Source organism: Pseudomonas sp. PvP009 (assembly GCF_017832995.1).
Taxonomy (GTDB): domain Bacteria; phylum Pseudomonadota; class Gammaproteobacteria; order Pseudomonadales; family Pseudomonadaceae; genus Aquipseudomonas; species Aquipseudomonas syringae.
This window is the reverse complement of the sequence record NZ_JAFIBG010000001.1, coordinates 3572509-3597162: the sequence shown is the minus strand read 5'-3', so window position 1 is coordinate 3597162 and position 24654 is coordinate 3572509. Positions and strand designations below refer to the sequence as shown.

Here is a 24654-nt window from a genome sequence, read left to right as displayed (position 1 = left end):
GTGAATCCTTCAAGCAGTTTTCGGGGTCAGGCGCTCAAGCAGCGCTTCGATCGTGTTGAAGCGCTCTTCCGGGCGCTCCATGGGAACCATGAATTTGAACAGCGTGGCACCTTCGAACTTGTAGCGGTTGGGCTGGCTCTGAATCAGCTTGATCAGGGTCAGTGGGTCAACCGGCGTCTCGGCCGCGAACTCGATACGGCCACCTTGCGGGCCACCGTCGATTTTCCGGATGCCCAGCTGTTCGGCGTGCAGTTTGAGCAGCGTGATACGCACCAGGTTCTTGGTCGGTTCCGGAAGCAAGCCGAAGCGGTCGATCATTTCGACCTGCAGGTCCTTGAGGGCCTCTTCGTCAGCGGCGTTGGCAATGCGCTTGTAGAGAATCAGGCGCGTGTGCACATCCGGCAGGTAGGCTTCGGGGATCAGTGCCGGCACGCGCAGGTTGATTTCCGGTCCGCCGCCCAATGGCTGATCGAGATTGGGCTGCTCGCCCTTGCGAATCGACTTCACCGCGCGCTCGAGCATTTCCATGTACAGGGTGAAGCCCACCGCCTGGATCTGTCCGCTCTGGCCGTCCCCGAGCAGTTCGCCCGCGCCACGGATCTCCAGGTCGTTGGTGGCGAGCACGAAGCCCGCGCCAAGGTCCTGGGTGTTGGCAATCGCTTCCAGACGCTTTTCGGCGTCGTGGGTGATCTGTTTGCGTGGCGGGGTCAGCAGGTAGGCGTAGGCCTGGTGGTGACTGCGTCCGACGCGACCGCGTAACTGGTGCAACTGGGCCAGACCGAACTTGTCGGCGCGCTCGATGATGATGGTGTTGGCGCTCGGTACGTCGATGCCGGTCTCGATGATGGTCGAGGCGATCAGCACATTGAAGCGCTTGTGGTAGAAGTCGCTCATCACCTGTTCGAGTTCGCGCTCGCGCATCTGCCCGTGGCCGATGCCGATACGTGCTTCCGGCACCAGCTCGGCCAGATCGGCAGCGCATTTCTCGATGGTCTTGACGTCGTTGTGCAGGTAATAGACCTGACCGCCGCGCAACAACTCACGCAGCAGGGCTTCCTTGATGGTCGGCTTGTTCTGCTCCATCACGAAGGTACGCACCGACAGCCTGCGCGCCGGTGGCGTAGCGATGATCGACAGATCACGCATGCCAGACACGGCCATGTTCAGGGTGCGCGGGATCGGCGTTGCGGTCAGGGTCAGGATATCGACCTCGCTGCGCAGCGCCTTGAGTTGTTCTTTCTGGCGCACGCCAAACCGGTGTTCTTCGTCGATGATCACCAGACCGAGGTTCTTGATCTTGACGTCATCCTGCAACAGCTTGTGCGTCCCGATAACGATGTCGATCTTGCCCTCGGCCAGATCGGCAACCGCAGCGTTGACTTCCTTGGCCGACTTGAAGCGGCTCATCACTTCGACGGTCACCGGCCAGTCGGCGAAACGGTCGCGGAAACTATTGTAGTGCTGCTGGGCGAGCAGGGTGGTCGGCACCAGAATGGCCACCTGACGCCCGCCATGCACGGCGATGAAGGCGGCACGCATGGCCACTTCGGTCTTGCCGAAACCCACGTCGCCACAGACCAGACGATCCATCGGCTTGGGCGCCAGCATGTCGGCGCGCACGGCGTCGATGGTGGTTTGCTGATCCGGCGTCTCTTCAAACGGGAAGCCTGCGCTGAAGGTCGCGTAATCGGCTTTGGGGTCGGCAAACGCATAGCCTTCGCGGGCTGCGCGACGCGCGTAGATATCCAGCAGTTCGGCGGCCACGTCACGGACCTGCTCGGCAGCCTTGCGTTTGGCTTTCTGCCAGGTTTCCGAGCCCAGGCGGTGCAGCGGCGCGGTTTCGTCGTCGCTGCCGGTGTAACGGGCAATCAGGTGCAGGTTGGCGACCGGGACGTACAGCTTGGCGTCTTCGGCGTAGGCCAGCATCAGGAATTCGGCGACCTGGTTTTCGACTTCCAGGGTCGCAAGCCCGAGATAGCGGCCTACGCCATGATCGATGTGCACCACCGGCGCGCCTTCGCGCAGCTCGGTAAGGTTCTTGATGACCGCGTCGTTATTGCCGCCGTCGGTGCGCTTTTCGCGGCGACGGCGCTGCATGACGCGCTGGCCGAACAGCGGGCTCTCTGCGATCAGCGCCAGGGCCGGTTGTTCCAGCAGCAGGCCTTCGTCAAGCGGCGCGATGGTGATTGCCAACCGGTCCTTGCCGTCGACGAAATCCAGCCAGCTGTCGACGGTTTTGGGGCGCAGCTTGAGACGTTCGAGCAGCTCCAGCAGCACTTCCCGGCGTCCGGCGGACTCGGCGGTGAACAGCACGCGACCGGGGAAGTCATCCAGAAAATTCGACAGGGCCGCCAGTGGTTGAGTGGCCTTGGCTTCGATGGACAGGTCCGGCAGGGACTGCGCCGGGAAGCGCTCGCGTCCGGCACCGGCGTCGACATCCTGCTGGCTGGCGACCACGCGCGGCCAGTTTTTCAGGCGCGCGAAGCAGTCTTCTACCGGTAGAAACAATTCTGCGGGCGGCAACAGCGGCCTTGCAGGGTCGACGCGGCGTTCTTCATAGCGATTGCGCACGTCGTTCCAGAAGTTCTCGGCCGCCTGTTCGATGCCCGGCAGGGAGAACACCTGGGTGTCCTGCGGCAGGTAATCGAACAGCGTCGAGGTTTCCTCGAAGAACAACGGTATGTAGTACTCGATGCCGGCAGGTGTGATGCCGCTGCTCAAGTCCTGGAAAATCGGGCTGCGCCGGAAGTCCACGTCGAAGCGCTCGCGAAAGCGCGCCTTGAAGCGTGTGACTTCTTCTTTCTGCAAAGGGAATTCACGGGCGGGCAACAGGCGCACCGACTCGACCTTGTCGATAGAGCGCTGGGTGTCCGGATCGAAGGTGCGCAGCGTTTCGATTTCATCGTCGAACAGGTCGATCCGAAACGGCAGTTTGCTGCCCATCGGGAACAGATCGATCAGCGCCCCGCGCACGGTGAACTCGCCATGTTCGTAGACCGTGTCCACATACCGGTAGCCGCTGGCTTCCAGGCGCGTACGCATGGCTTCCACATCGAGCTTCTGGCCGACATCCAGCACCAGGCTGCTGCCGAGCAGAAATTTGGTCGGCGCCAGTCTGTGTAGGGCGGTGGTGATGGGGACTACCAAAACGCCATGCTCCAGTTCCGGCAGGCGATAAAGGCTGGCAATGCGCTGGGAAATAATGTCCTGGTGCGGCGAAAACAGGTCGTAGGGCAGGGTTTCCCAGTCCGGGAAGTGCAGAACCGGCAGCGTAGGTGCAAAAAACTTCAGCTCTTGCTCGAGCCGCTCGGCGCTTTGGCTGTCGGCGGTCAGGAGCAGGGTGAAGCGCTTGGCCGCGCTGGCGGCTTCGGCAATGGCCAGGCTCAGTGTGGCACCGGGAAGATTGCCCCAGTGTTGTTTGCCTGCAGCGGCAGAAAGATGCGGTAGACGCAGAACTGGCACGGGAAGGTCGGGCTCCAGGCGTTGCAACAGGGGCGGCGATTGTAACGGGGGAAGGTGGTGGCTGTCAGTTTTCCGGAGTATTACCGAGTATTTACGGGCGAAAATTATGTAGTGCGTGTCGATATGACAGCCGTGCATTGCTCATAAACAAAGGCGCGGTCATAATGTAGCCCCTTTTTTCAGCCCCTACATGTGGAAGGTTCCCGTGACTCAGAAGCCCGACCAGTGTCTTGGTGAATGGATTGATCGTGAAGCTCTCGCCGAAGCGATGATCCCGCTCATCGGTCAGCTCTACCGCAATAATAATGTGGTGAGCTCGATCTATGGCCGTAGCCTGATCAACCGTTCAGTCATCGCGATTCTCAAAGCTCACCGCTTTGCGCGTCATCGTCAGTCCGATGCGGTTGAGTTGTCCGTACACGAGACGTTCCCGCTGATCAAGGCGATGAGCGAACTCAAACTGGGTGCCGCTTCGGTGGACCTGGGCAAGCTGGCCGTGAAGTTCAAGACCGAAGGCAATGGCCGCACGCCCGAGCAGTTCGTTCGTGAAGAACTGGCCAGTGTAGTGGGTCAGCAGGGCACCAGCCCACGCAAGGGCACTGACGTCGTGCTGTACGGTTTCGGTCGTATCGGTCGCCTGCTGGCGCGGATCCTGATCGAGAAGACCGGTGGTGGCGATGGCCTGCGTCTGCGTGCCATCGTGGTCCGCAAGGGCGCGGAAAACGATCTGGTCAAGCGCGCGAGCCTGCTGCGCCGTGACTCGGTTCACGGTCCGTTCGATGGCACCATCACCATCGACGAAGCCAACAGCACGCTCACCGCCAACGGCAACCTGATTCAGGTGATCTACGCCAAGAACCCGTCCGAGGTGGATTACACCCAGTACGGTATCAAGGACGCCCTGCTGGTGGACAACACCGGTGTATGGCGTGATGCCGAAGGTCTGGGTCAGCATCTGGCCTGCCCGGGCATCGACCGCGTGGTCCTGACCGCGCCGGGTAAAGGCAAGCTGAAGAACATCGTGCATGGTATCAACCACGGTGAAATCACCGCGGACGACAAGATCGTCTCGGCGGCCTCTTGCACCACCAACGCCATCGTGCCGGTGCTCAAGGCGGTCAACGACAAGTTCGGCATCACCAACGGTCACGTCGAAACGGTTCACTCGTACACCAACGACCAGAACCTGATCGACAACTTCCACAAGGGCGACCGTCGTGGTCGCAGCGCGGCGTTGAACATGGTCATCACCGAAACCGGTGCGGCCACCGCTGCTGCCAAGGCCTTGCCTGAGCTGGCTGGCAAGCTGACCGGCAACGCGATCCGTGTTCCGACGCCGAACGTGTCCATGGCCATTCTCAACCTCAACCTCGAGAAGCAGACCACTCGCGAAGAAATGAACGAGTACCTGCGCTACATGGCGCTGCACTCGGACCTGCACAAGCAGATCGACTTCGTGAACTCGCAGGAAGTGGTCTCCACTGACTTCGTCGGCTCGCGTCACGCCGGTGTCGTGGACGCCGAAGCCACCATCGTCAACGACAACCGCGTTGTGCTGTACGTCTGGTACGACAACGAATTCGGTTACAGCCACCAGGTGGTTCGCGTGATGGAAGACATGGCAGACGTCAATCCGCCAGCTTTCCCGCAGTAAACGTTGAACGCTTGAGCTGTCCGGTCTGACCAGGGCAGCAGATAAACGGGCCGGACCCTGCGCAAGCAGGCTTCGGCCCGTTCTGTTTTGTGGCGGACCATGAGAATCTGTGGCGCGCAGATTTTCTGGACGATGGAGTATCAAGGATGAGCAATTCGGCCCTGGACGGTTCGCAACACCCCCTCAAAAGCAGCTTCTTCCTGCTGTTTCTGACGATCTTCATCCCCTTCGGGCTGGGGCATTTCGTTTCCTACCTGTTTCGTACCGTCAACGCAGTGATCTACGGCGACCTGCAAACCGACCTGAGCTTGCCCGCCAGCAGTCTGGGTTTGCTGACTGGCGTGTATTTTTTGACCTTCGCCGCCGCACAGATTCCGCTCGGCGTCATGCTGGACCGCTATGGGCCGCGCAGCGTTCAGGCGCCGATGCTGCTGTTCGCGGTCGCCGGCTCGGTCATCTTCAGTATTTCCAGCACCGAGACAGGGTTGTTGATCGGGCGAGGGCTGATTGGCCTGGGGGTAGCGGGCTCGCTGATGAGTGCGATCAAAGCGTGTGCCATCTGGTTGCCGGTCGAGCGTTTGCCGCTGAGTACCGCCTGCCTGCTGTCGATTGGCGGGCTGGGCGCGATGGCGTCAACCACGCCATTACATGCGCTGCTGAACTGGTTGACCTGGCGAGAAGCGTTTCTGGTTCTGGCGCTGCTGACCTTTTGTGTGGCGGTGGTCATACACCTCAGCGTTCCCAAAGCCTACGAGAGCAAAAAAACTCGTTACAGCGATATGTTTGCCGCGGTCGGCAAACTGTACTCGTCGTGGACGTTCTGGCGTCTGGCGCTGTACTCGGTGTTCGCGCACGCCATCTACATGTCGGTACTGTCTCTTTGGATGGGGCCATGGTTACGTGATATGGCGGGTTTGAGCGATTCCGGGATGGCCAATGTGCTGTTGTTCGGAGCTATCGCGATGGTGGCGGGGTCCCTGACGTTCGGCGCGATCACCGATTATCTGCGCAGGTTCGGCGTGCAGCCAATCATGATCTGTGGCACCGGTATGCTGATCTTTATCGGTTTTCAGGCGCTGATGACCAGCGGCTTGCCAGTATCGCCCTATCTGATTGCCATGGGCTTCAGCTTCTTCGGCACCTCGACGACCATGAACTACGCCATTGTGGCGCAATCGGTGTCACCGGAACTGGCGGGCAGGGTGAGTTCTTCATTCAACCTGGTTGTGTTCGTGCTGGCGTTTTTCCTCCAGTGGTTGATGGGAGTCGTACTTAATCTATGGCCAGCGTCCCAGGGCACCGGTCACTCGCTCGAGGCCTACCAGTGGTCGCTGGGTCTCATGATTGCGCTGCAATTGCCTGGCGTGCTGCTCTGGCTCAGCTTTCGTCCCTGGAAACGCAAGGTCTGAAAACGCAAAACCCCGGCCGAGAGACGCTCGAGCCGGGGTTTTCTTTTGCGATGCAGCGATCGATCAGCTGGCTGAAGCCGCCACAGGCGCTTCAAGCTTTTGCCCGCCCTTGCGGAACAGCACCAGCGTGGCCACCAGGCCCAGCACTGCTGCGCCGGTCAGCCAGATGCCTGGCGCTGCCTTGTTGCCCAATTCGTGAATCAGGTAAGTACAGGCCGCCGGGGTGAAGCCGCCGAAGGTCGCGGTCGCCAGGCTGTAGGCCAGCGAGAAACCCGTGGTGCGGACTTCGACCGGCATGATCTCGGTCAGCGCCACGACCATCGCGCCGTTGTAGGAGCCGTACAGGAACGAGAACCACAGCTCGACCATCAGCAGATTGCCGAAGCTCGGGTGTGCAACCAGCCACGACAGGGCGGGGTAGGCAGTGGCGATGGCCAGCACGGTCGCGGCAATCAGCAGCGGCTTGCGGCCGATGCGATCGGAGAACGATCCCATGATCGGCAGCCAGATGAAGTTGGACACGCCTACGCAGACCGTCACCAGCAGACTTTCCAGGTCGGTCAGGTTCAGTTCGTTCTTGCCGAAGGTCGGGGTGTAGGCGGTGATCAGGTAGAACGACACGGTGGTCATCACCACCAGCGCCATGCCGCCCAGCACCAGACCGAAGTTCTGGCTGATGGAGCGCACCACTTCACGCAGCGTCGGGCGATGCGTGCGAGCTTCGAACTCTGGTGACTCTTCCAGCGAGCGACGGATGATGAAGATGGCCGGCACGATCAGGCAGCCGATCAGGAACGGCACGCGCCAGCCCCATTCGCCCATCTGCTCAGGGCTCAGCCAGTGGTTCAGACCCACGCCCAGCAAGCCGGCGAAGACCACGGCGGCCTGTTGGCTGGCGGACTGCCAGCTGACGAAGAAGCCTTTGCGGCCCGGTGTCGAGATTTCAGCCAGATACACCGAAACGCCACCCAGTTCCACACCCGCCGAGAAACCTTGCAGCAAACGACCGAGCAGCACCAGCAAGGGTGCAATGACACCCAATGTGGCGTAGCCGGGTACACAGGCAATCAACAGAGTGCCCATTGCCATCATCGCGAGGGTGATAATCAGCCCTTTGCGACGCCCGTGACGGTCGATGTAGGCACCGAGAAAGATTGCGCCCAGAGGACGCATCAGGAAGCCCGCGCCGAAGGTCGCCAGCGACAGCATCAACGAAGCGAAAGCGCTGTCGGAAGGGAAGAAGGTTTTTGCGATGGCCGTGGCATAGAAGCCGTAGACCATGAAATCGAACATCTCGAGGAAGTTACCGCTGACAACGCGAAAGATCGCTTTGCCCTTACTTGTTGTGGAGGCCATTTAGTTACTCGCTCAGGCTCGTCGGCTTGGAGTCCGTTGTCGTTTTTATCCCGTTCGCATCGCCATTTCGTGTGTGCAGCTGGCGATGCGCACTTGTAACAGTATGTGTAACAGGGCTCAAAGACAACCGTTTCGGCGATTTGCTATCAGTTAACTGACGCTTGACAGGTTAAGAATATGGAAATCGTGCGGCGTGTCATTTTTATGAAACTTGATGAAACTTGATGAACAGGCAGGGCGCGCAGGGAGCATAAGTGGCCGTCGACCACTAATATGCCGGTCGGCCTTGTGTCGGCGCGGTTCATGGGGTGTCAGAGCAGGTTATGGACGCTTTTCTGTCTTGTTCGCCAATGGCAGCAAGTCACTCTGAAGGTTTTTATAGTGCGGGGCATGGGTTTGCGTAGGTTTGGCAAGGTTGCAGGGTGCCTCGTGTTGCTGGTGTGCAGTGGTTGTGGTCAGGAACGCAAGCTGGAAAGCTTTGGTGGGCCGACCATGGGCAGCCATTATTCTGTGGTGTATGCGCGCGCCTCCGGGCAGCCAGAGCCTGCGGCTGTGCGTCCGCAGGTTGAAGCGATTCTGGACGAGGTCGATCAGCAGATGTCGCTTTGGCGCACGGATTCGGATATCGAGCGCTTCAATGCATTGCCTGCCAATAGCTGCCAGGTGATGCCGGAACCGGTCTTGAAAATGATCGGCGTGGGCGAACAGCTGGCGCAGGAGAGCGACGGTGCCTTCGACCTGACGGTCAAGCCGTTGATGGACCTGTGGGGGTTGGGGCCTCATACGCTGTTCGAGCAGATGCCGCTGGTGCGGCAACTGGCCCGGACTCAGGCGCTGGTCGGTTATCGCAACCTGCGCATCTTCGGCGACCGGTTGTGCAAGAGCGCCGCGGTGCAAGTCGACCTCAACAGCATCGCCGCGGGTTATGCGGTAGATCGCATCAGCGAACGGCTGGACGCGCTTGGCTTGCACGATTATCTGGTGCAGGCCACAGGTGAGCTGAAAGTCAGTGGGCTCAAACCCGACGGCTCGCCCTGGCGGGTGACCTTGGACGCGCCGCTCGATGATGGCACTGTCACGCAAAAAGTATTTCCGCTCGAAGGCTACGCCGTGTCTACGTCGGGCGACTTTCGGCGTTACACCGACCATGAAGGATGGCGCATTTCCGATACGATCGATGCCCTGACCGGCAAACCGATCAGCCACAGTCTGGCGTCGGTGACGGTCATTGATCCCTCAGCGCTGATGGCCGACGGTCTGTCCTCCCTGCTGTTGATTCTCGGCCCGCAGCGCGGCTGGGATTATGCGCAAGAACATAAAATCCCTGCTTTTTTTGTGATTCGTGCCGATAAGCGCTTTATCATCCGCAGCAACGCGTCGTTTGATCGTCTGGTTGTGGAGCAGCCGCGATAAGCCAACGTGCCGGATTATCCGGTCACTGGCGTCAGGTGCAGACAAAAATTGGCCTTCGACGCGACCAAGGGTTAATGTTCGCCGCCTCGGTGCAGCGCTAGACTGCGCCGCGTGATTTAGCCAGAGATGCCAAAGTGGCGCCTCGGTCTGTTTAAAGGAGTACGCATGGCTGTCTACAACTACGACGTAGTGGTACTGGGTTCCGGCCCTGCCGGAGAAGGCGCGGCAATGAACGCCGCCAAGGCGGGGCGCAAGGTCGCCATGGTCGACAGCCGTCGGCAGGTGGGCGGCAATTGCACCCATTTGGGCACCATTCCGTCCAAGGCCCTGCGTCACTCGGTCAAGCAGATCATTCAGTTCAACACCAATCCCATGTTTCGTGCCATCGGCGAGCCGCGCTGGTTTTCGTTTCCGGATGTGTTGAAAAACGCCGAACTGGTCATCTCCAAGCAAGTGGCCTCGCGCACCGGTTACTACGCCCGCAACCGTGTCGACGTGTTCTTCGGCACCGGCAGTTTTGCCGACGAGACCAGCGTCAACGTGGTCTGCACCAACGGTGTGGTGGAAAAGCTGGTGGCCAACCAGATCATCATCGCCACCGGTTCGCGCCCTTATCGGCCGGCCGATATCGATTTCAGTCACAAGCGTATCTACGATAGCGACACCATCCTCAGCCTGGGCCATACCCCGCGCAAGCTGATCATTTATGGTGCCGGTGTGATCGGCTGCGAATACGCCTCGATCTTCAGTGGCCTTGGCGTGCTGGTCGAGCTGGTGGATAACCGTGATCAGTTGCTGAGCTTCCTGGATTCGGAAATTTCCCAGGCACTGAGCTATCACTTCAGCAACAACAACGTGATGGTTCGCCACAACGAAGAGTACGAAAAGGTCGAAGGCCTGGATAACGGCGTTATCCTGCACCTTAAGTCCGGCAAGAAGATCAAGGCCGATGCCTTGCTGTGGTGCAACGGCCGTACCGGCAACACCGACAAGCTGGGTCTTGAGAACATTGGCCTGAAGGCCAACGGTCGTGGTCAGATCGAAGTGGACGAGACCTACCGTACCAGCGTCTCCAACGTCTACGGCGCCGGCGATGTGATTGGTTGGCCAAGCCTGGCCAGTGCTGCTTACGACCAGGGTCGTTCGGCAGCGGGCAGCATGGTCGACAATGGCAGCTGGCGTTATGTCAACGATGTGCCGACCGGGATCTACACCATTCCCGAGATCAGCTCGATCGGCAAGAACGAACACGAACTGACGCAGGCCAAGGTGCCTTACGAAGTGGGCAAGGCGTTCTTCAAGGGCATGGCGCGTGCGCAGATTTCCGGGGAGCGGGTCGGGATGCTGAAAATCCTGTTCCACCGCGAGACGCTAGAGGTGCTGGGCGTGCATTGCTTCGGTGACCAGGCGTCCGAGATCGTGCACATCGGTCAGGCAATCATGAGCCAGCTGGGTGAAGCGAACACCATGAAGTACTTCGTCAACACCACGTTCAACTACCCGACCATGGCCGAAGCCTATCGGGTAGCCGCATACGATGGCCTCAACCGGCTTTTTTAAGCGACTCCGGCCGGTGGCCTGAGCCGGCCGGGGAGACCGATTTCAGAGATTCCCGAGCGTGGCGGTGGCCAAACCGGGAAAGTCTGTAATCAGGCTGTCGACGCCGAAATCAGCGAGCCTGCGCATCAGTGCAGGTTCGTTGACTGTCCACACCGACACATGCAGGCCCTGACGCTGTGCTTTCTGCAGCCGCTCCGGGGTACACAGTGTCCAGTTCAATGCCAGAATTTCACAGCCGTAACTCTGGGCGACCTTCAGCGGGTCGAGCCAGGCGTATTCGGCCACCAGCCCGCGCGCGATGTCCGGCGTCAGGTCGAGGGCGGCGCGCAGCACTTCGCGAGAGCTGGAGGTGATCGTCACTTTGTCCAGCAAGCCATGGCGCTGAGCCATTTCACGAATCGCCAGCACGGTGTTGGCGGCACGAGTGCGTGAAGCGCTTTTGACTTCCAGCTGCCAGTGCTCGAAATCGCATTGTTCGAAGAGCTCTTCCAGACGTGGAATCGGGCACGGCGAGACCCAGCCAGGGCCACCCTTGCGCGCGTCATACGTCACCAGGTCGTCTGCCAGGTGTTCGTTGACCTTGCCGCGTCGGTCGGTGGTGCGCTTGAGGGTCGGGTCATGAATGACCATCAACTCTCCATCCTTTGAAAGATGCAGGTCCAGTTCACAGCGGCGCACGCCGTGCTTGAGGCATTCCTGAAAGCTGGTCAGGGTGTTTTCCGGTGCTTCGCCCTTGGCGCCGCGGTGGCCGTAGATAAGGGTCACGTTTACTCCTGGCTACTATTGGTAGTGATAAAGAGGCAGGGTGTTCAATTTCCGGATGTTTGGCCCTGTTCCAGCGCCTGGCGCCGCTGCTGAGCCTGACGCTGCAACACGTGGCGGGCGAGTAACTGGCGCTGGGCGTCCGGGAGATTGACGAACTCGGTACTGATATCGAAATTGCCGTCTGCCAGCGTGTCACATTGGCAAACCCTGGCGCGCAGCATCAGACCCGCGGCCTGAGGCATCAGCACCATCTTGATCGACAGCTGTTCGCCGACTGCAAAAGCCTGTTGAGAATTGAACTGAATCCCGCCTTCGGACAGTTTGACCGGCTGGGGAGCGCCCAGCTTGCCCAGTGCGGTGTGGGCAACCACTTCGCCCAGCAGGTCAATGCGCTTGCTCAGCGACTTGAGAAAACTGTTCAGCACCCGGTCGCGCTCGTCGAGCTGGCGCATCAAATGCTGTGACTCGAACTCGCTCACGTGCAGCTCGCTGAGCAGGTCGAACAGCGTCGAGGTGTCCTGCATGGCATCCTGGCTTGCCTGGTCGGCGGCAGACAGGGGGTTAATTTCCAGTGCGACGCTGTCGTCGATACGGTAGTATTCGCGGCGTCCTGCTTCATCTAATGTCGACATGGCGAACCCAAGCTAGCGGCGGTGGTCAGAGAGTTTCGAGTGTAAAGCTGCACGTCAAGGCCCGCCACACGGACGTCCTCATTCCTGCGAACAAATTCCTACATGTTCAGACCTCTTTTTGTATTTATCGGCACGCGCTACACCCGTGCGAAGCGACGCAATCATTTTGTTTCCTTCATCTCCCTGACCTCCATGATCGGCCTCGCCCTGGGCGTTGTGGTCATGATAGTCGTGTTATCGGTGATGAACGGTTTCGATCACGAAATGCGTACCCGCGTGCTCGGCATGGTGCCGCACGCGACCATCGAATCGGCTGATCCGATCACCGACTGGCGCGGCCTGGCCACGAAGGTTCAGGAAAACCCGCAGGTGCTGGCCGTTGCGCCTTTCACCCAGATGCAGGGTTTGCTGACCCACGACGGCAAGGTGCAGAAAGTGCTGCTCAACGGTATCGACCCGCTCGAAGAGCGCAAGGTCTCGATCATTGACCACTTCATCAAGCAGGGCCAGCTCGACAGCCTGTCGCCCGGCAGCTTCGGCATCATGATCGGCGACAAGGCCGCGGCCAAGCTGGGCGTCGGCATCGGTGACAAACTGACCTTCGTTGCACCTGAAGTGACGGTGACGCCGGCCGGGATGTTCCCGCGCATGAAGCGTTTCGAGGTGACCGGCATCTTTCACGTCGGCGCTGGCGAAATCGACGGTTTTCTGGGGCTGACCAATCTCGATGACCTGGGGCGTCTGCATCGCTGGAAGCCCAATCAGGTGCAGGGCCTGCGTCTCAAGTTCGACGACCTGTTCGCGGCGCCACGTACCTCGTGGGAAATCGCGCAGAAGCTGGGCGAAAACAATTTCTACTCGCGTGACTGGACGCGCACCCACGGCAACCTGTATCAGGCCATCCGCATGGAAAAAGCCATGATCGGTCTGTTGCTGCTGCTGATCGTGGCGGTGGCGGCCTTCAACATCATTTCCACGCTGGTGATGGTCGTCAATGACAAGAAGGGCGACATCGCTATTCTGCGTACTCTGGGCGCTACGCCGCGACAGATCATGGCGATATTCATGGTCCAGGGCACGGTGATCGGCGTGGTCGGCACGCTGATCGGTGCGGCCCTGGGTATTCTGGCGGCGCTCAATGTCAGCGCAGCCATAGCTGCACTCGAAGGGCTGATCGGCCACAAGTTTCTCAACGCCGACGTCTACTTCATTGATTACCTGCCTTCGCAACTGATGGCCCAGGACGTGTTCCAGGTCTGCGGTGCGGCGTTGGTCCTGAGTTTCCTCGCCACCCTGTATCCCGCCTGGCGTGCTGCGCGCACCCAGCCGGCGGAGGCGTTACGTTATGAGTGAGTCGGGCATGTCTGATAAAGCAGTATTGAGTTGCCGCAACCTGGGTAAATCCTACGAGGAAGGCCCGGAGTCGGTGGTGGTGTTGTCCGGCCTGCAGCTGGAGTTGCACCCCGGCGAGCGTGTTGCGATCGTCGGCAGTTCGGGGTCGGGCAAAAGTACCTTGCTCAACCTGCTGGGCGGGCTGGACACGCCATCCGAGGGCAGTGTCTGGCTGGCTGGCGAAGAGTTGTCGGCGCTGGGCGAAAAGGCTCGCGGGCTGCTGCGTAACCGGGCGCTGGGTTTCGTCTACCAGTTCCACCATCTGCTGCCCGAATTCACCGCGCTTGAAAACGTCTGCATGCCATTGTTGATCGGCCGAACGCCGATCCCCGAAGCCCGCAAGCGCTCCACTGCATTGCTGGAGCGTGTCGGCCTCGGTCATCGTCTGGCGCACAAGCCTTCGGAGCTGTCCGGTGGCGAGCGTCAGCGTGTGGCGATTGCCCGTGCCTTGATCAATCAGCCCGGTCTGGTAATGCTTGACGAGCCGACCGGCAACCTCGATCACCACACGGCCCAAGGCATTCAGGACCTGATGCGTGAACTGAGCACGTCGTCGCGCACGGCGTTTCTGATCGTGACCCACGACATGAACCTGGCCCGGCAAATGGACCGCGTCCTGCGTCTGGAAGACGGCCGCCTCGTCAAGGCCTGATCGACTCGGCCCGGCGCAATTCATCGCGCCGGGTTCCAGTTTTTATACGGTGTATTTTCCCACGGTGCTTCGCGAATGTTCAGACCGTTACCCATCTTCATCGGCATGCGCTATACCCGCGCCAAACGCCGCAAAAGCTTCATCTCGTTCATTTCGATGACCTCGATGATCGGTCTGGCACTCGGTGTCCTGGCGATGATTGTGGTGCTGTCGGTCATGAACGGTTTCCAGCGGGAAATGAGCTCGCGGATTCTCGGCATGGTGCCGCACGCGGTCATTGCCGGTAACACTCCGGTCGATGACTGGAAACCGCTGGCCGACGCTGCGCTGAAAAACCCTGAAGTCACCGCTGCCGTGCCATTCACCGACATGGAAGGCATGCTGTCCTACAAGGGCTCGATGCAGCCGATCCAGATCAGCGGCGTAGACCCGGCGCTGGAACATGAAGTGTCGATCGTCACGCAGCACATCACCCGCGGAAGTCTCGAAGACCTCAAGCCGGGTGAGTTCGGCGTGGTGCTCGGCGATATCACCGCGCGCCGCTTTCGCTTGAGCATCGGCGACAAGCTGACGCTGATCGTCCCGGAAGTCAGCAGCGCCCCTGGCGGCATCACGCCGCGCATGCAACGCCTGACCGTCGTGGGTATTTTCAAGGTCGGTGCCGAGCTGGATGGTTCGATGGGCCTGATCAATATCGCCGATGCGGCGCAGATGCAACGCTGGCAGCCCAATCAGGTTCAGGGCGTGCGACTGGCGCTCAAGGATCTGTACAAGGCGCCCCAGGTGTCCACCGCCATTGCCGCCGGTCTGGGTGATGGTTATCGTGCGGATGACTGGACCCACACCCAGGGCAGCCTGTTCAGTGCCATGAAGATGGAAAAGACCATGATCGGTCTGTTGCTGCTGATGATCGTCGCTGTGGCAGCGTTCAACATCATTGCGACGCTGATCATGGTGGTCAACGACAAGGGCGCAGACATCGCCATCCTGCGCACCATCGGCGCCACGCCGCGGCAGATTATGGCGATCTTCGTGGTCCAGGGCACCGTCATCGGCATCGTTGGTACGTTGATCGGCGGCATCCTGGGGATTATTGCCGCGCTGAACGTCAGCAGCCTGGTGGGCTGGCTAGAGCGGGTCAGCGGCCAGCATATCTTCAGTTCCGATGTGTACTTCATCAGCAACCTGCCTTCAGAACTTCAGGCCGGTGACGTGCTGTTGATCTGCAGTGCCGGGTTTATCCTGAGCTTTCTGGCGACCATCTACCCCGCGTGGCGCGCCGCGCAGATCCAGCCGGCGCACGCACTGCGTTACGAGTGACAGGGCCTGAGTCACCTTCGTCGAGGCCGCAGGGCGGCCTGCGAGGGTGGCGGGGCAGAGCGGATTTTCGCTGAAAGCCCCACGCAAACGCTATAAACTCGCCGCGTTAATTCATGATCCAGGTATTGCCATGCATCCCGCAGCCGAACACTCACCGCTGGGCAAGTCCAGTGAGTACATCGCCACCTACACGCCGTCGCTGTTGTTCCCGATCCCTCGTGCCGCAAAATGGGCCGAGCTTGGGCTTACCGCGCAGACGCTGCCTTATCAGGGTGTCGATTTCTGGAACTGCTACGAGCTGTCATGGCTGCTGCCTTCCGGCAAGCCGGTGGTGGCCATCGGCGAATTCAGTATTCCGGCAGAATCGCCGAACATCATCGAATCGAAGTCCTTCAAGCTGTACCTCAATTCGTTGAATCAGACGGCTTTCGCGAACGTCGAACAGCTGCAGACCACTCTCGAGCAGGATTTGTCGGCTGCGGCGGGCAAACCGGTCGGCGTGCGTATTCGCAGCCTGGCGGAAATCGAAGAAGAAGGTGTCGCGGCGTTGCCGGGCCTGTGCATCGACGACCTGGACATTTCGGTCAGCAGCTATGACCGGCCGCAGCCCGAGTTGCTGCGTTGTGATGACTCGCGGGTGGTGGAAGAGAGCGTTCACAGTCATCTGCTCAAATCCAACTGTCCGGTCACCAGCCAGCCTGACTGGGGCAGCGTAGTGGTCGAATATCGCGGCGCAGCGCTGGATCACGCCAGCCTGCTGGCGTATATCGTCAGCTTTCGCCAGCACTCGGATTTTCATGAGCAGTGTGTGGAAAGAATCTTCCTCGACCTGCAGCGCTTGCTCAAGCCGGAGAAGCTCACCGTGTATGCGCGCTACGTGCGCCGCGGTGGTCTGGACATCAACCCGTACCGCAGCACTGAAACGCTTGATGTGGACAACCGCAGGCTGGCGCGTCAGTAGTAGTGTCTGAGGCCTGGGGAGTGGACGCAAAGCATCCGGAACGGCATTCACACGCGAAGCGTGAGGAACGATAGGTGTCAGTGGTGACGATGTTCGATGTTCTGCGTCGCACCGCGCATCAGCGGCCCAACGCAGAGCCAGCAGAGCGGCATTCCCCGATCAGACTCCGATGTTACCCAGCGTCTGCACGATGTTGCGCAAGGTTCCAGCGATGGTCGGATGCTCCAGCTCGAAACGCTCGACGGCCAGATTCACGCCATCAGCCAGGCTGCTGTCCTGCTCGTGGGTGGCCTGTTCCAGCTGAATTTTAGTTTCAATTTGTTGCATGAGCTCGTGCAGGTCTTCCCGCTCAGACTCTGACATCGGCGGGTTAGTCTCCAGGTGCTCGCGCAGGGTATTGAGTTGTTCTTGCAGTTCGCGGGCGGGCATGACGTGCTCCTTGATTGATAAGTCTGTCTCATGGACTTCGCCGGAGAGCTAAAGGTCCCTGTTCAATCAAGACTAATCCAGTCTGCGCCCTGCTGCATATGTATCAGGGTTTTTCGCCCTTGCTGCGTCGCAGGGCTATGTCGGCCAGGCAGGATTCCAGCTCGCCCAGATGGTCGATCACCGAATGCACCCCCAGCGAATAGAGTTTGAGCGTGGCCTGCGCGCGTCGCTGTTCACGTTCTGCATTGCTGAGCGCCTGCCATTGCGAGGGCGAGAGTCCGCACAGTGGTCCGCAGGAGGCCAGGCCAATGGTCCACAGCCCGGCGTTCAGCCCGGACTGCAACAGGCGCGGGTCGCCGCTGATCAGTACGCAGCCATCCAGATGGCTGACTTTCAGGGCCATCAATGCCATCCAGCAGGCATCCGGTGCGGGCCAGCCTGCGGTCGGGCGGGGGGCGGGAATCATCCAGTCACTTACCGGCACAGCCAGTGCGGCGCTCACGCTTTCAGGCAGTTCATCGAGCCAGGCGCAAGGCATGCTCTGGTCGCGCAGGGTCTGCAGAATAGCCTTTGCACCCGGTGTGAACTGCGTGTGCTCATCGCCGGGTGTGCGCGAGTTTGCGGCCTGCGCGCCGAAGTCCACCAGGCAGCCGCTAAGGCCGAACAGCAGTGCAGGGAAGGTTGGCAGAGGCGTGAGGACCGGGGCGAGCATGAGGAACTCTCTGAAATATCGAGAAACGCTACCGATCTTTTGTGACACTTCGATGAATGTGCGATGACGGAGTTTATGCGGAACCCTTTGCTGACAGACCTGCCTTATTCTCGACAGAAGGCTTTATACTCCCTGTCCTAGCGTGTGGGGCGTAGCACCCGCGTCATTATTTCGATATCTCGATCAGGAGTGTCAGCTATGCCCGTGACCGGTGCAGGCTTTATCAAACGTTTGGTGCAATTGTCCCTGTGTGCCGGCATCGCGCTGGTTCCGGTGGCCGTACAGGCCGCTGAAGATGATCCGTGGGAAGGCATCAACCGTCCCATTTTCAAATTCAACGATACCCTTGACGCTTACACGCTCAAGCCGCTGGCCAAGGGGTATCAGTACATCGCACCGCAATTCGTCGAAGACGGTATCCATAACTTCTTCAGCAACATCGGCGATGTCGGCAACCTGGCGAACAACGTGCTGCAGGCCAAGCCTGAAGCGGCGGGCGTCGACACTGCTCGCCTGATCGTCAACACCACCTTCGGCCTGCTGGGCTTCATCGACGTGGGTACCCGCATGGGCCTGCAACGCAACGATGAAGACTTCGGTCAGACGCTGGGCTACTGGGGCGTGCCGAGCGGTCCGTTCGTAGTCATTCCGTTGCTGGGGCCAAGCACTGTACGTGATGCAATCGCCAAGTACCCGGACACCTACACCTCGCCCTACCGCTACATCGATCACGTCCCGACCCGTAACACGGCGCTGGGCGTCAACCTGATCGATACACGTGCCAGCCTGCTGTCTGCCGAGCGTATGGTCAGTGGCGATCGCTACACCTTCATTCGCAATGCCTATTTGCAGAACCGCGAGTTCAAGGTCAAGGACGGCAAGGTCGAAGACGATTTTTAATCGCTACTTTGCCGCTGCATGAATCAATAAAGGCGACCCTGGGTCGCCTTTATTATTTTGTAAAAGTGTGAACCGGTTCCGCCCGTTTTCACTTCATCGAGACGATTGAAAGCCCCAGTTTCTGTCCACCACCTTCTTCATCATTCACCCAGACCACCTCGGTTTCGGCTTCAAGCCCCTTGAGTGCAGGATGGTCAGAATCAATACGCACGTCGACTTTGTCTCCGACCTGGAACGAGCGTGGCGCCTGAACCTGCATGCCAGAGCTGGAAAGGTCAATGCATACGGCAGGGATCACCTGGCCGGCGTGGATCAGGTTGACGTCTGCATCGACGCGCATGCGGATGTAATCCCGCTTTTCCTCGTAGTCGCGATCATTTCGACTCATGTACAGTCCTTCGTTTTAGTTGCTGATTTGTGAGTTCTTATAACTCTGGGTGATTTGCGATGTAAAGAGCGCAAAGTGAGGGTAGGAGCATGCTTGAAACACCCGTCGGATGGGAGTACCGTCTGCGCCTTGAAGGGCACCTCTGAAACACGACAGACTTATCAAGTTGTTGCGTGTTATTGCGGAGAGGCTAGAAGCGAATCCAGTAAGTGGCTTCCGGTAATCCCGGGCCGCCTACGCCAACCTGATCTGGCGCCGTTTGCCCCCATGCCAAAAACCAGTGCCAAGCTGCTGATTATCGATGACGACGACGTAGTGCGCGCAAGCCTTGCCGCCTACCTTGAAGACAGTGGCTTCAGCGTTCTGCAAGCGAGTAACGGCTTGCAGGGAATCCAGATATTCGAGCAGGAGAACCCCGATCTGGTGGTCTGCGACTTACGCATGCCACAGATGGGCGGGCTTGAGCTGATCCGTCAGGTCACCGCCATCGCGCCGCAGACGCCTGTCATCGTCGTTTCCGGCGCGGGCGTGATGAGCGATGCAGTCGAGGCCTTGCGCCTCGGCGCTGCCGACTACCTGATCAAGCCTCTCGAAGATCTTGCCGTACTCGAGCATTCGGTGCGTCGTGCGCTGGATCGTGCTCGCTTGCTCACTGAAAACCAGGTCTACCGCGAGAAGCTGGAAAAAGCCAATCGCGAGCTCGAAGCCAGCCTGCACCTGTTGCAGGAAGACCAGGACGCGGGTCGGCAAGTGCAGATGAACATGCTGCCGATCACGCCGTGGTCGATTGACGCATTCAAATTCGCGCACCAGATCATTCCGTCGTTGTACCTGTCCGGCGATTTTGTCGACTATTTCAGGGTCGACGAGCGGCGTGTCGCTTTTTACCTCGCTGATGTTTCAGGCCATGGCGCGTCCTCGGCATTCATTACCGTGCTGCTGAAGTTCATGACCACGCGGCTGCTGTTCGAGTCCAAGCGTGGTGGAACGCTTCCGGAGTTCAAGCCTTCGGATGTGCTGGGGCATATCAACCGCGGTCTTATCAGTTGCAAGCTGGGCAAGCACGTTACGATGGTCGGCGGTGTCATCGACGAAGAGTCAGGTAAACTGACGTACGCAGTGGGCGGACACCTGCCATTGCCTGTGTTGTATTCCGAAGGGCAGGCGCATTATCTGGAAGGTCGTGGACTCCCGGTAGGGTTGTTCAACGAGGCGACTTACCAGGATCATGAAATCGATCTGCCCGAGTCCTTCAGTCTGACCATGTTGTCTGATGGCATACTGGACTTGTTACCCGGTGATACACTCAAAGAGAAAGAAGCCGTCCTTCCCGAATTGGTCAAGACGGCTGGCGGCAGCCTGGATGGCTTGCAGCGGGTTTTTGAATTGGCAACGCTAGGGGAGATGCCGGATGATATCGCCTTGTTAGTGTTAAGCAGGAATCTTGAATGAGTACCGGTAGAATCCAGTTCGCCGAGCAGGAAGGCACCTTCGTTCTCAAGTTCGTGGGTGAAGTGCGGTTGACGCTGTGTTCGGCACTGGATGCGACTATCGAGCGCATCTTCACTGCGCTGAATTTCTCGGCGGTGGTCATTGACCTGACCGAAACCCGCAGCATTGACAGCACAACGCTTGGCCTGCTGGCCAAACTGTCGATTCTGTCACGCCAGAAGGTAGGCCTGTTGCCGACCCTTGTGACCACTCACGAGGACATCACGCGCCTGTTGCAGTCGATGGGCTTCGATCAGGTCTTCAACATCGTTGACCGGCCTCTGCCGCGGCCTGAGTGCCTGACTGATCTGCCTTCACAGGACCAGTGCGAAGAAGTGGTGAAAGCCAAGGTGCTTGAAGCGCACAAGATCCTCATGGGCCTCAACGACTCCAATCGTGAAGCGTTCCATGATCTGGTCAATGCACTGGAAGGTCAGCGCTAGGCATCAGTTGCGTCTGTCTCTCTGATCTCAGAACGGCAGGCAGCAAAAAGGGCGACACCTGCGAAGGTGTCGCCCTTTTCATGTTCAGGCTTTTTTGGCGGAGAGCAGTGCTTCCAGCTTTTCCTGATCGCGAGCGAACTGGCGAATACCTTCAGCCAGCTTTTCGGTGGCCATGGCGTCTTCGTTGGAAGCCCAGCGGAACTGGCTCTCGGTCAGGCTCTGACGCGCTTCGCCGGCGTTGCCCGGTGCAAGCTTGCGTTCCAGAGTGCCGGTGTCCTCAGCCAGCTTCTTGAGCAGGTCGGTGCTGATGGTCAGGCGATCACAACCGGCCAGCTGTTCAATCTGGTTCAGGTTGCGAAAGCTCGCACCCATGACCACGGTCTTGAAGTCGTTGGCCTTGTAGTAGTTGTAGATGCGCGATACCGACTGCACGCCCGGGTCTTCTGCGCCGGTGTAGTCGGTGCCTGTCGACTTCTTGTACCAGTCGTAGATACGGCCCACGAACGGCGAAATCAGGAACACCCCGGCCTCGGCGCAGGCGACTGCCTGGGCGAAGGAGAACAGCAAGGTCAGGTTGGTCTGGATGCCATCCTTCTCGAGCTTCTCAGCTGCGCGGATACCTTCCCAGGTAGCTGCCAGTTTGATCAGCACCCGATCACGCTTGATGCCAGCGGCGTCGTACAGACCGATCAAGCGCTCGCTGCGCTCGATCAGGGCATGGGTGTCGAAGGAGAGGCGTGCGTCCACTTCAGTGGATACGCGACCCGGAACCACTTTGAGAATCTCCTGACCGATGGCGACTGCAAAGCGGTCGCAGGCAAGGCCGATGTCGCCCTTGCTACCGTCGAACGCTTCGCCCAGCATCTTGGCGTTGTTCGCGTCGGAAGCGGCCTTGAGCAGCAGGGAAGGGTTGGTGGTGGCGTCCTCGGGTTCGAGGCTCTTGATTGCGCCGAAGTCGCCGGTGTCAGCAACAACGGTGGTGAATTTCTTGAGTTGATCCAGCTTGGAAGTCATGAGCGTGCTCTGTCCTGTGCGGTTGGATGACATTACCCGAGCGCTGCCGACCACTCAAGGCCGCAGCGTTTACTGCTGCCGATGATAGGCCCTGAGGGACGGCATTGTCGTGAATACCTTTGTCTAGACTGTTTTTGAGCCTCGCACCGACTGCTTGTTCCCTTCATATGAATTTAACCTCTGCCGAGCGGCCTGCACGCTGCAGGTTTCACAGCGACCACTTCAGCGAGACCATCAGGTTGCGCGGGTCACCGTAAACGCCGCTGCCGGTTGCCAGCGGAATGCCTTGCCAGTATTTTTCGTCGAATACGTTGTTGAGATTGACCCGCGCGTCCCAGTGCTCGTCGAACCGGTAGCCTGCCATCAGCCCCACGACCGCATAGGCATCCTGCACGGAGTGACCGTTGCCGACCCGGTTGTACGTCTCGCTTTGTGCCAGGACATCTGCACCCACGCGCCATTTGTTCAGGTTGCCGGGCAGGTGGTAGGACGTCGCTGCCTTGAACAGGTGTTTCGGCTGATTGGGCGCAAACAGGTCGCCCTTGTCATTGGTTCGGTCCTTGACGTACTGGCTCAACACCAATGTGTAGGAAGCGGAGGCCTGCCAGTCAGGTGTCAGTTGGCCGGTTATTTCTGCGTCGATACCTCGACTGCGCACTTCCCCGGCGGCTTCGTAACAGACGCGATTTTGCTGCTGGCAGGCGGCTGGCGGGTTAACGATGGCATACGCGCGGTTTTCCTGGGTCATGTCGAAGACTGCCAGCGAGGCATTCAGGCCGCCGTCGAAGTATTCGCCTTTCAGACCGATTTCATAACTTTCGCCGGTCATCGGGTCAAGTACGCCGCCTCCCCCGTCCAACTGATTCTGCGGCTTGAAAATCTCGGTATAGCTGGCGTAGGCCGAGTAGGTGTCGTTCAGGTCATAGACAACACCGGCGTAGGGCGTGACTTCGCGGATGACCTTGTAGTCGCCATTATTGGCCGAACGATTCTGGTAGTCGTACCAGCTCACCCGGCTGCCGACGATAAGGTGCAACGGATCAATCGGGTTGAAACGCGCGGCAGCGTAGACGCCTTCCTCGGTGGCGGTGTTCTGGCTGACATAGGCCGTGCGCGTGGCAAGGTCTGGCTTTGCAATCACGTTGGGATTGAAGTGATAGATATCGATTGGCGTGGAGCCGTAGAAGCCGCCTTTCTGATCGAACTTCTCGTCGCGACGACTGACCCCGAGCATCAGCTCATGCTCTCGGCCAAACAGCTGGAACGGGCCGGACAGTGAGCCGTCGAGACTGGTCTGCACATCCGTGGTGTCGTATTGGCCGGCTGCCTGGCCGTAGCCGGTGCCGTTGGCGGTCAGGTAGTTGGAGTACATGTCGGACTCCGCCCAGATTCTGGTCGCTGCCAGCTTGCTGCTCCAGCCGTTGTCGAAATGATGGGTCAGGTCAGTGAAAAGGCTGACGTTGTGTCTGTCCCAGTAGGCCCAGTCGTTGCTCAGGAACGTCGAGCGTGGCAGGTCAAGATTCTCGCCGTTCGGACCGGATGGCAGGCTGCCCCAGTCGGAGGTCGCGTCATCGCGCTGCCTCGAGGCGCCGATGGTCCAGGTGGTCGATTCGCTGAGATCGGCTTCCAGCACGCCATAGAACGTCTGGCGCTCTTTATCGCGCTCATCGACAAAACTGTTGCCCGTTTCGTAGGCCGCCACCATCCGGCCGCGCAACGTACCGGAATCGTTGAGCCGGTTCGACGCGTCCACTTCGGTACGGTAACGGTCCCAACTCCCTGCACTGGTGGTCACGCTCACTTGCGGAGTCGTGGTGGGACGCTTGCGGATCAGGTTCAGCGTCGCCGATGGACTGCCCGCACCGGTCATCAGCCCCGTCGCCCCGCGCACCACCTCGACGCGGTCGTACAGGGCCAGATCGGCACCGGAAATGGTGTCCAGTGTAAAGGTACTGACGATTGTCGGCAGACCGTCATACATCAGGTTATCGATGGCAAAGCCGCGCGCCAGAAATTGCTGACGGTCCGAGCCGAACTTGCGCAGCGTCACGCCGGGTGCATATTTGACGACATCATTGAGGTCGTTCATGCCTTGATCTTCAATGCGCTGGCGGGTGATCACGCTCACCGACTGCGGCGTCTCGCGAATCGACAGGGGCAGCCTGGTCGCGCTGCTCATCGAGCCGGTCGTATACGAGCCACTGCCTTCTGTAGTGGCCATTCCAGCGATTCCCGTTTGAGCGCTGATATCCACGTTGCCCAGCGTCATGGGACCATTGCTGGCTGGCTGGAATACCTTCACGGCATTGCCCTGCACTTGGGCGTCAAGGCCGCTGCCCAGCAGCAGTCGGCTCAGTGCCTGAGCCGGTTCCAGGCTGCCTCTTACAGCCGGGGCCTGCTTGCTTGCAATCAGGGAGTCATCAGCCGATATCTGCAGGCCGCTTGCCTGACTCAGTTGTGTCAGCGATTTGGAGAGCGGCTGTGCGGGCAGATCGAGTTGGACGGGGGCTGCCACTGCGGCGGCTGAAAGCCCGAGGACTACAAGACCGATCAGCGAAGGGGGAAACGGACGAAGCATTAGGGTCATTCCTGCAATGGCTGAGGACGTGGTGATACATCTGGCAGAGGACGCGCCTCTCGACCGGGGTGACGGGCAGCGGCGGGGCGAGACTAACAACTTTTTCACATTTAATTAAATGCT

The 24654-nt window shown here is 59.5% G+C and carries 20 protein-coding genes; 11 read left to right on the top strand and 9 right to left on the bottom strand.

The genetic code is table 11. The annotated features are described in order from the left end of the window. Positions 1 to 9: 9 nt before the first annotated feature. Complete coding sequence (gene mfd / locus JOE29_RS15195) at positions 10 to 3462, bottom strand: transcription-repair coupling factor (protein WP_016567723.1); 3453 nt, start codon at positions 3460 to 3462, stop codon at positions 10 to 12. Positions 3463 to 3652: 190 nt separating this feature from the next. Between mfd and JOE29_RS15190 the strand changes: the two genes are divergently transcribed. Then, positions 3653 to 5116 (top strand): glyceraldehyde-3-phosphate dehydrogenase, encoded by a 1464-nt coding sequence (locus JOE29_RS15190; protein ID WP_003315085.1) that lies wholly within the window; start codon positions 3653 to 3655, stop codon positions 5114 to 5116. 146 nt (positions 5117 to 5262) lie between these two features. Beyond that, positions 5263 to 6525: an MFS transporter gene (locus JOE29_RS15185; protein WP_137983739.1), complete on the top strand. Its 1263-nt coding sequence runs from the start codon at positions 5263 to 5265 to the stop codon at positions 6523 to 6525. 63 nt (positions 6526 to 6588) lie between these two features. Here the strand turns inward: JOE29_RS15185 and JOE29_RS15180 are convergent, their stop codons facing one another. Next, entirely contained in the window at positions 6589 to 7881 is a 1293-nt protein-coding gene (locus JOE29_RS15180) for an MFS transporter (RefSeq protein WP_003415899.1), read from the bottom strand. A 390-nt stretch (positions 7882 to 8271) separates the two neighbouring features. Here JOE29_RS15180 and JOE29_RS15175 point away from each other — a divergent pair, with 390 nt between their 5' ends. Both JOE29_RS15175 and sthA read left to right on the top strand, forming a co-directional pair. Continuing rightward, complete coding sequence (locus tag JOE29_RS15175) at positions 8272 to 9294, top strand: FAD:protein FMN transferase (RefSeq protein WP_181016963.1); 1023 nt, start codon at positions 8272 to 8274, stop codon at positions 9292 to 9294. A 165-nt stretch (positions 9295 to 9459) separates the two neighbouring features. Beyond that, positions 9460 to 10854, top strand: coding sequence for a Si-specific NAD(P)(+) transhydrogenase (sthA, locus tag JOE29_RS15170; protein WP_210079666.1), 1395 nt, complete (start codon positions 9460 to 9462; stop codon positions 10852 to 10854). Between the two features lie 42 nt (positions 10855 to 10896). Here the strand turns inward: sthA and JOE29_RS15165 are convergent, their stop codons facing one another. Both JOE29_RS15165 and JOE29_RS15160 read right to left on the bottom strand, forming a co-directional pair. Continuing rightward, positions 10897 to 11619, bottom strand: a complete 723-nt coding sequence (locus tag JOE29_RS15165) for a glycerophosphodiester phosphodiesterase (RefSeq protein WP_004418366.1) — start codon at positions 11617 to 11619, stop codon at positions 10897 to 10899. A 44-nt stretch (positions 11620 to 11663) separates the two neighbouring features. Further along, complete coding sequence (locus tag JOE29_RS15160; RefSeq protein WP_044311643.1) at positions 11664 to 12251, bottom strand: PilZ domain-containing protein; 588 nt, start codon at positions 12249 to 12251, stop codon at positions 11664 to 11666. Between the two features lie 102 nt (positions 12252 to 12353). On the opposite strand from JOE29_RS15160, the gene JOE29_RS15155 reads away from it, so the two are divergent. The 4 genes from JOE29_RS15155 to queF all read left to right on the top strand — a co-directional run bounded on the left by JOE29_RS15155 (position 12354) and on the right by queF (position 16576). Beyond that, positions 12354 to 13604, top strand: coding sequence for a lipoprotein-releasing ABC transporter permease subunit (locus JOE29_RS15155; RefSeq protein ID WP_044311642.1), 1251 nt, complete (start codon positions 12354 to 12356; stop codon positions 13602 to 13604). A gap of 7 nt (positions 13605 to 13611) precedes the next feature. Continuing rightward, positions 13612 to 14295 carry a lipoprotein-releasing ABC transporter ATP-binding protein LolD gene (gene lolD / locus JOE29_RS15150; RefSeq protein ID WP_177205326.1) on the top strand — a complete coding sequence of 228 codons (684 nt, stop codon included), beginning with the start codon at positions 13612 to 13614 and terminating at the stop codon, positions 14293 to 14295. Positions 14296 to 14370: 75 nt separating this feature from the next. Continuing rightward, on the top strand, positions 14371 to 15615 hold the full coding sequence (locus JOE29_RS15145; protein WP_003415905.1) for a lipoprotein-releasing ABC transporter permease subunit: 1245 nt from the start codon (positions 14371 to 14373) through the stop codon (positions 15613 to 15615). A gap of 130 nt (positions 15616 to 15745) precedes the next feature. Continuing rightward, a complete protein-coding gene (gene queF, locus JOE29_RS15140) occupies positions 15746 to 16576 on the top strand; it encodes an NADPH-dependent 7-cyano-7-deazaguanine reductase QueF (protein ID WP_003396752.1) in 831 nt (276 codons plus the stop codon). 159 nt (positions 16577 to 16735) lie between these two features. Here the strand turns inward: queF and JOE29_RS15135 are convergent, their stop codons facing one another. Together JOE29_RS15135 and JOE29_RS15130 are read right to left on the bottom strand one after the other, a co-directional pair. Further along, positions 16736 to 17005: a DUF4404 family protein gene (locus tag JOE29_RS15135; RefSeq protein ID WP_010426036.1), complete on the bottom strand. Its 270-nt coding sequence runs from the start codon at positions 17003 to 17005 to the stop codon at positions 16736 to 16738. Between the two features lie 103 nt (positions 17006 to 17108). Further along, the gene (locus JOE29_RS15130; RefSeq protein WP_010426038.1) at positions 17109 to 17717 is read right to left on the bottom strand and encodes a hypothetical protein; all 609 of its coding nucleotides are present in this window, start codon (positions 17715 to 17717) and stop codon (positions 17109 to 17111) included. Positions 17718 to 17915: 198 nt separating this feature from the next. Here JOE29_RS15130 and JOE29_RS15125 point away from each other — a divergent pair, with 198 nt between their 5' ends. Then, entirely contained in the window at positions 17916 to 18617 is a 702-nt protein-coding gene (locus JOE29_RS15125) for a VacJ family lipoprotein (RefSeq protein WP_003346474.1), read from the top strand. Positions 18618 to 18705: 88 nt separating this feature from the next. On the opposite strand, the gene JOE29_RS15120 is transcribed toward JOE29_RS15125, so the two are convergent. Next, complete coding sequence (locus tag JOE29_RS15120; protein ID WP_044311641.1) at positions 18706 to 19005, bottom strand: PilZ domain-containing protein; 300 nt, start codon at positions 19003 to 19005, stop codon at positions 18706 to 18708. Positions 19006 to 19272: 267 nt separating this feature from the next. On the opposite strand from JOE29_RS15120, the gene rssB reads away from it, so the two are divergent. Next, positions 19273 to 20457 carry a two-component system response regulator RssB gene (gene rssB / locus JOE29_RS15115; protein WP_003315068.1) on the top strand — a complete coding sequence of 395 codons (1185 nt, stop codon included), beginning with the start codon at positions 19273 to 19275 and terminating at the stop codon, positions 20455 to 20457. Then, positions 20454 to 20939, top strand: a complete 486-nt coding sequence (rssC, locus tag JOE29_RS15110; protein ID WP_003315067.1) for an anti-sigma factor antagonist RssC — start codon at positions 20454 to 20456, stop codon at positions 20937 to 20939. The genes rssB and rssC overlap by 4 nt, the downstream gene beginning before the upstream one ends. An 84-nt stretch (positions 20940 to 21023) precedes the next feature. On the opposite strand, the gene tal is transcribed toward rssC, so the two are convergent. Continuing rightward, positions 21024 to 21953, bottom strand: coding sequence for a transaldolase (gene tal / locus JOE29_RS15105; protein WP_003315065.1), 930 nt, complete (start codon positions 21951 to 21953; stop codon positions 21024 to 21026). Positions 21954 to 22161: 208 nt separating this feature from the next. Beyond that, a complete protein-coding gene (locus JOE29_RS15100; RefSeq protein WP_210079665.1) occupies positions 22162 to 24531 on the bottom strand; it encodes a TonB-dependent siderophore receptor in 2370 nt (789 codons plus the stop codon). Positions 24532 to 24654: the final 123 nt, after the last annotated feature.

Excerpts from the sequence above, each read along its gene's own strand:
- tal (WP_003315065.1), bottom strand. The coding sequence starts at position 21,953 with ATGACTTCCAAGCTGGATCAACTCAAGAAATTCACCACCGTTGTTGCT.
- JOE29_RS15185 (WP_137983739.1), top strand. The coding sequence starts at position 5,263 with ATGAGCAATTCGGCCCTGGACGGTTCGCAACACCCCCTCAAAAGCAGC.
- JOE29_RS15155 (WP_044311642.1), top strand. The coding sequence starts at position 12,354 with ATGTTCAGACCTCTTTTTGTATTTATCGGCACGCGCTACACCCGTGCG.
- JOE29_RS15130 (WP_010426038.1), bottom strand. The coding sequence starts at position 17,717 with ATGCTCGCCCCGGTCCTCACGCCTCTGCCAACCTTCCCTGCACTGCTG.
- JOE29_RS15125 (WP_003346474.1), top strand. The coding sequence starts at position 17,916 with ATGCCCGTGACCGGTGCAGGCTTTATCAAACGTTTGGTGCAATTGTCC.
- rssB (WP_003315068.1), top strand. The coding sequence starts at position 19,273 with ATGCCAAAAACCAGTGCCAAGCTGCTGATTATCGATGACGACGACGTA.
- JOE29_RS15190 (WP_003315085.1), top strand. The coding sequence starts at position 3,653 with ATGTGGAAGGTTCCCGTGACTCAGAAGCCCGACCAGTGTCTTGGTGAA.
- rssC (WP_003315067.1), top strand. The coding sequence starts at position 20,454 with ATGAGTACCGGTAGAATCCAGTTCGCCGAGCAGGAAGGCACCTTCGTT.
- JOE29_RS15180 (WP_003415899.1), bottom strand. The coding sequence starts at position 7,881 with ATGGCCTCCACAACAAGTAAGGGCAAAGCGATCTTTCGCGTTGTCAGC.
- JOE29_RS15145 (WP_003415905.1), top strand. The coding sequence starts at position 14,371 with ATGTTCAGACCGTTACCCATCTTCATCGGCATGCGCTATACCCGCGCC.
- JOE29_RS15160 (WP_044311643.1), bottom strand. The coding sequence starts at position 12,251 with ATGTCGACATTAGATGAAGCAGGACGCCGCGAATACTACCGTATCGAC.
- JOE29_RS15175 (WP_181016963.1), top strand. The coding sequence starts at position 8,272 with ATGGGTTTGCGTAGGTTTGGCAAGGTTGCAGGGTGCCTCGTGTTGCTG.
- JOE29_RS15120 (WP_044311641.1), bottom strand. The coding sequence starts at position 19,005 with ATGAGTCGAAATGATCGCGACTACGAGGAAAAGCGGGATTACATCCGC.
- lolD (WP_177205326.1), top strand. The coding sequence starts at position 13,612 with ATGTCTGATAAAGCAGTATTGAGTTGCCGCAACCTGGGTAAATCCTAC.
- sthA (WP_210079666.1), top strand. The coding sequence starts at position 9,460 with ATGGCTGTCTACAACTACGACGTAGTGGTACTGGGTTCCGGCCCTGCC.
- queF (WP_003396752.1), top strand. The coding sequence starts at position 15,746 with ATGCATCCCGCAGCCGAACACTCACCGCTGGGCAAGTCCAGTGAGTAC.
- JOE29_RS15135 (WP_010426036.1), bottom strand. The coding sequence starts at position 17,005 with ATGCCCGCCCGCGAACTGCAAGAACAACTCAATACCCTGCGCGAGCAC.
- JOE29_RS15100 (WP_210079665.1), bottom strand. The coding sequence starts at position 24,531 with ATGCTTCGTCCGTTTCCCCCTTCGCTGATCGGTCTTGTAGTCCTCGGG.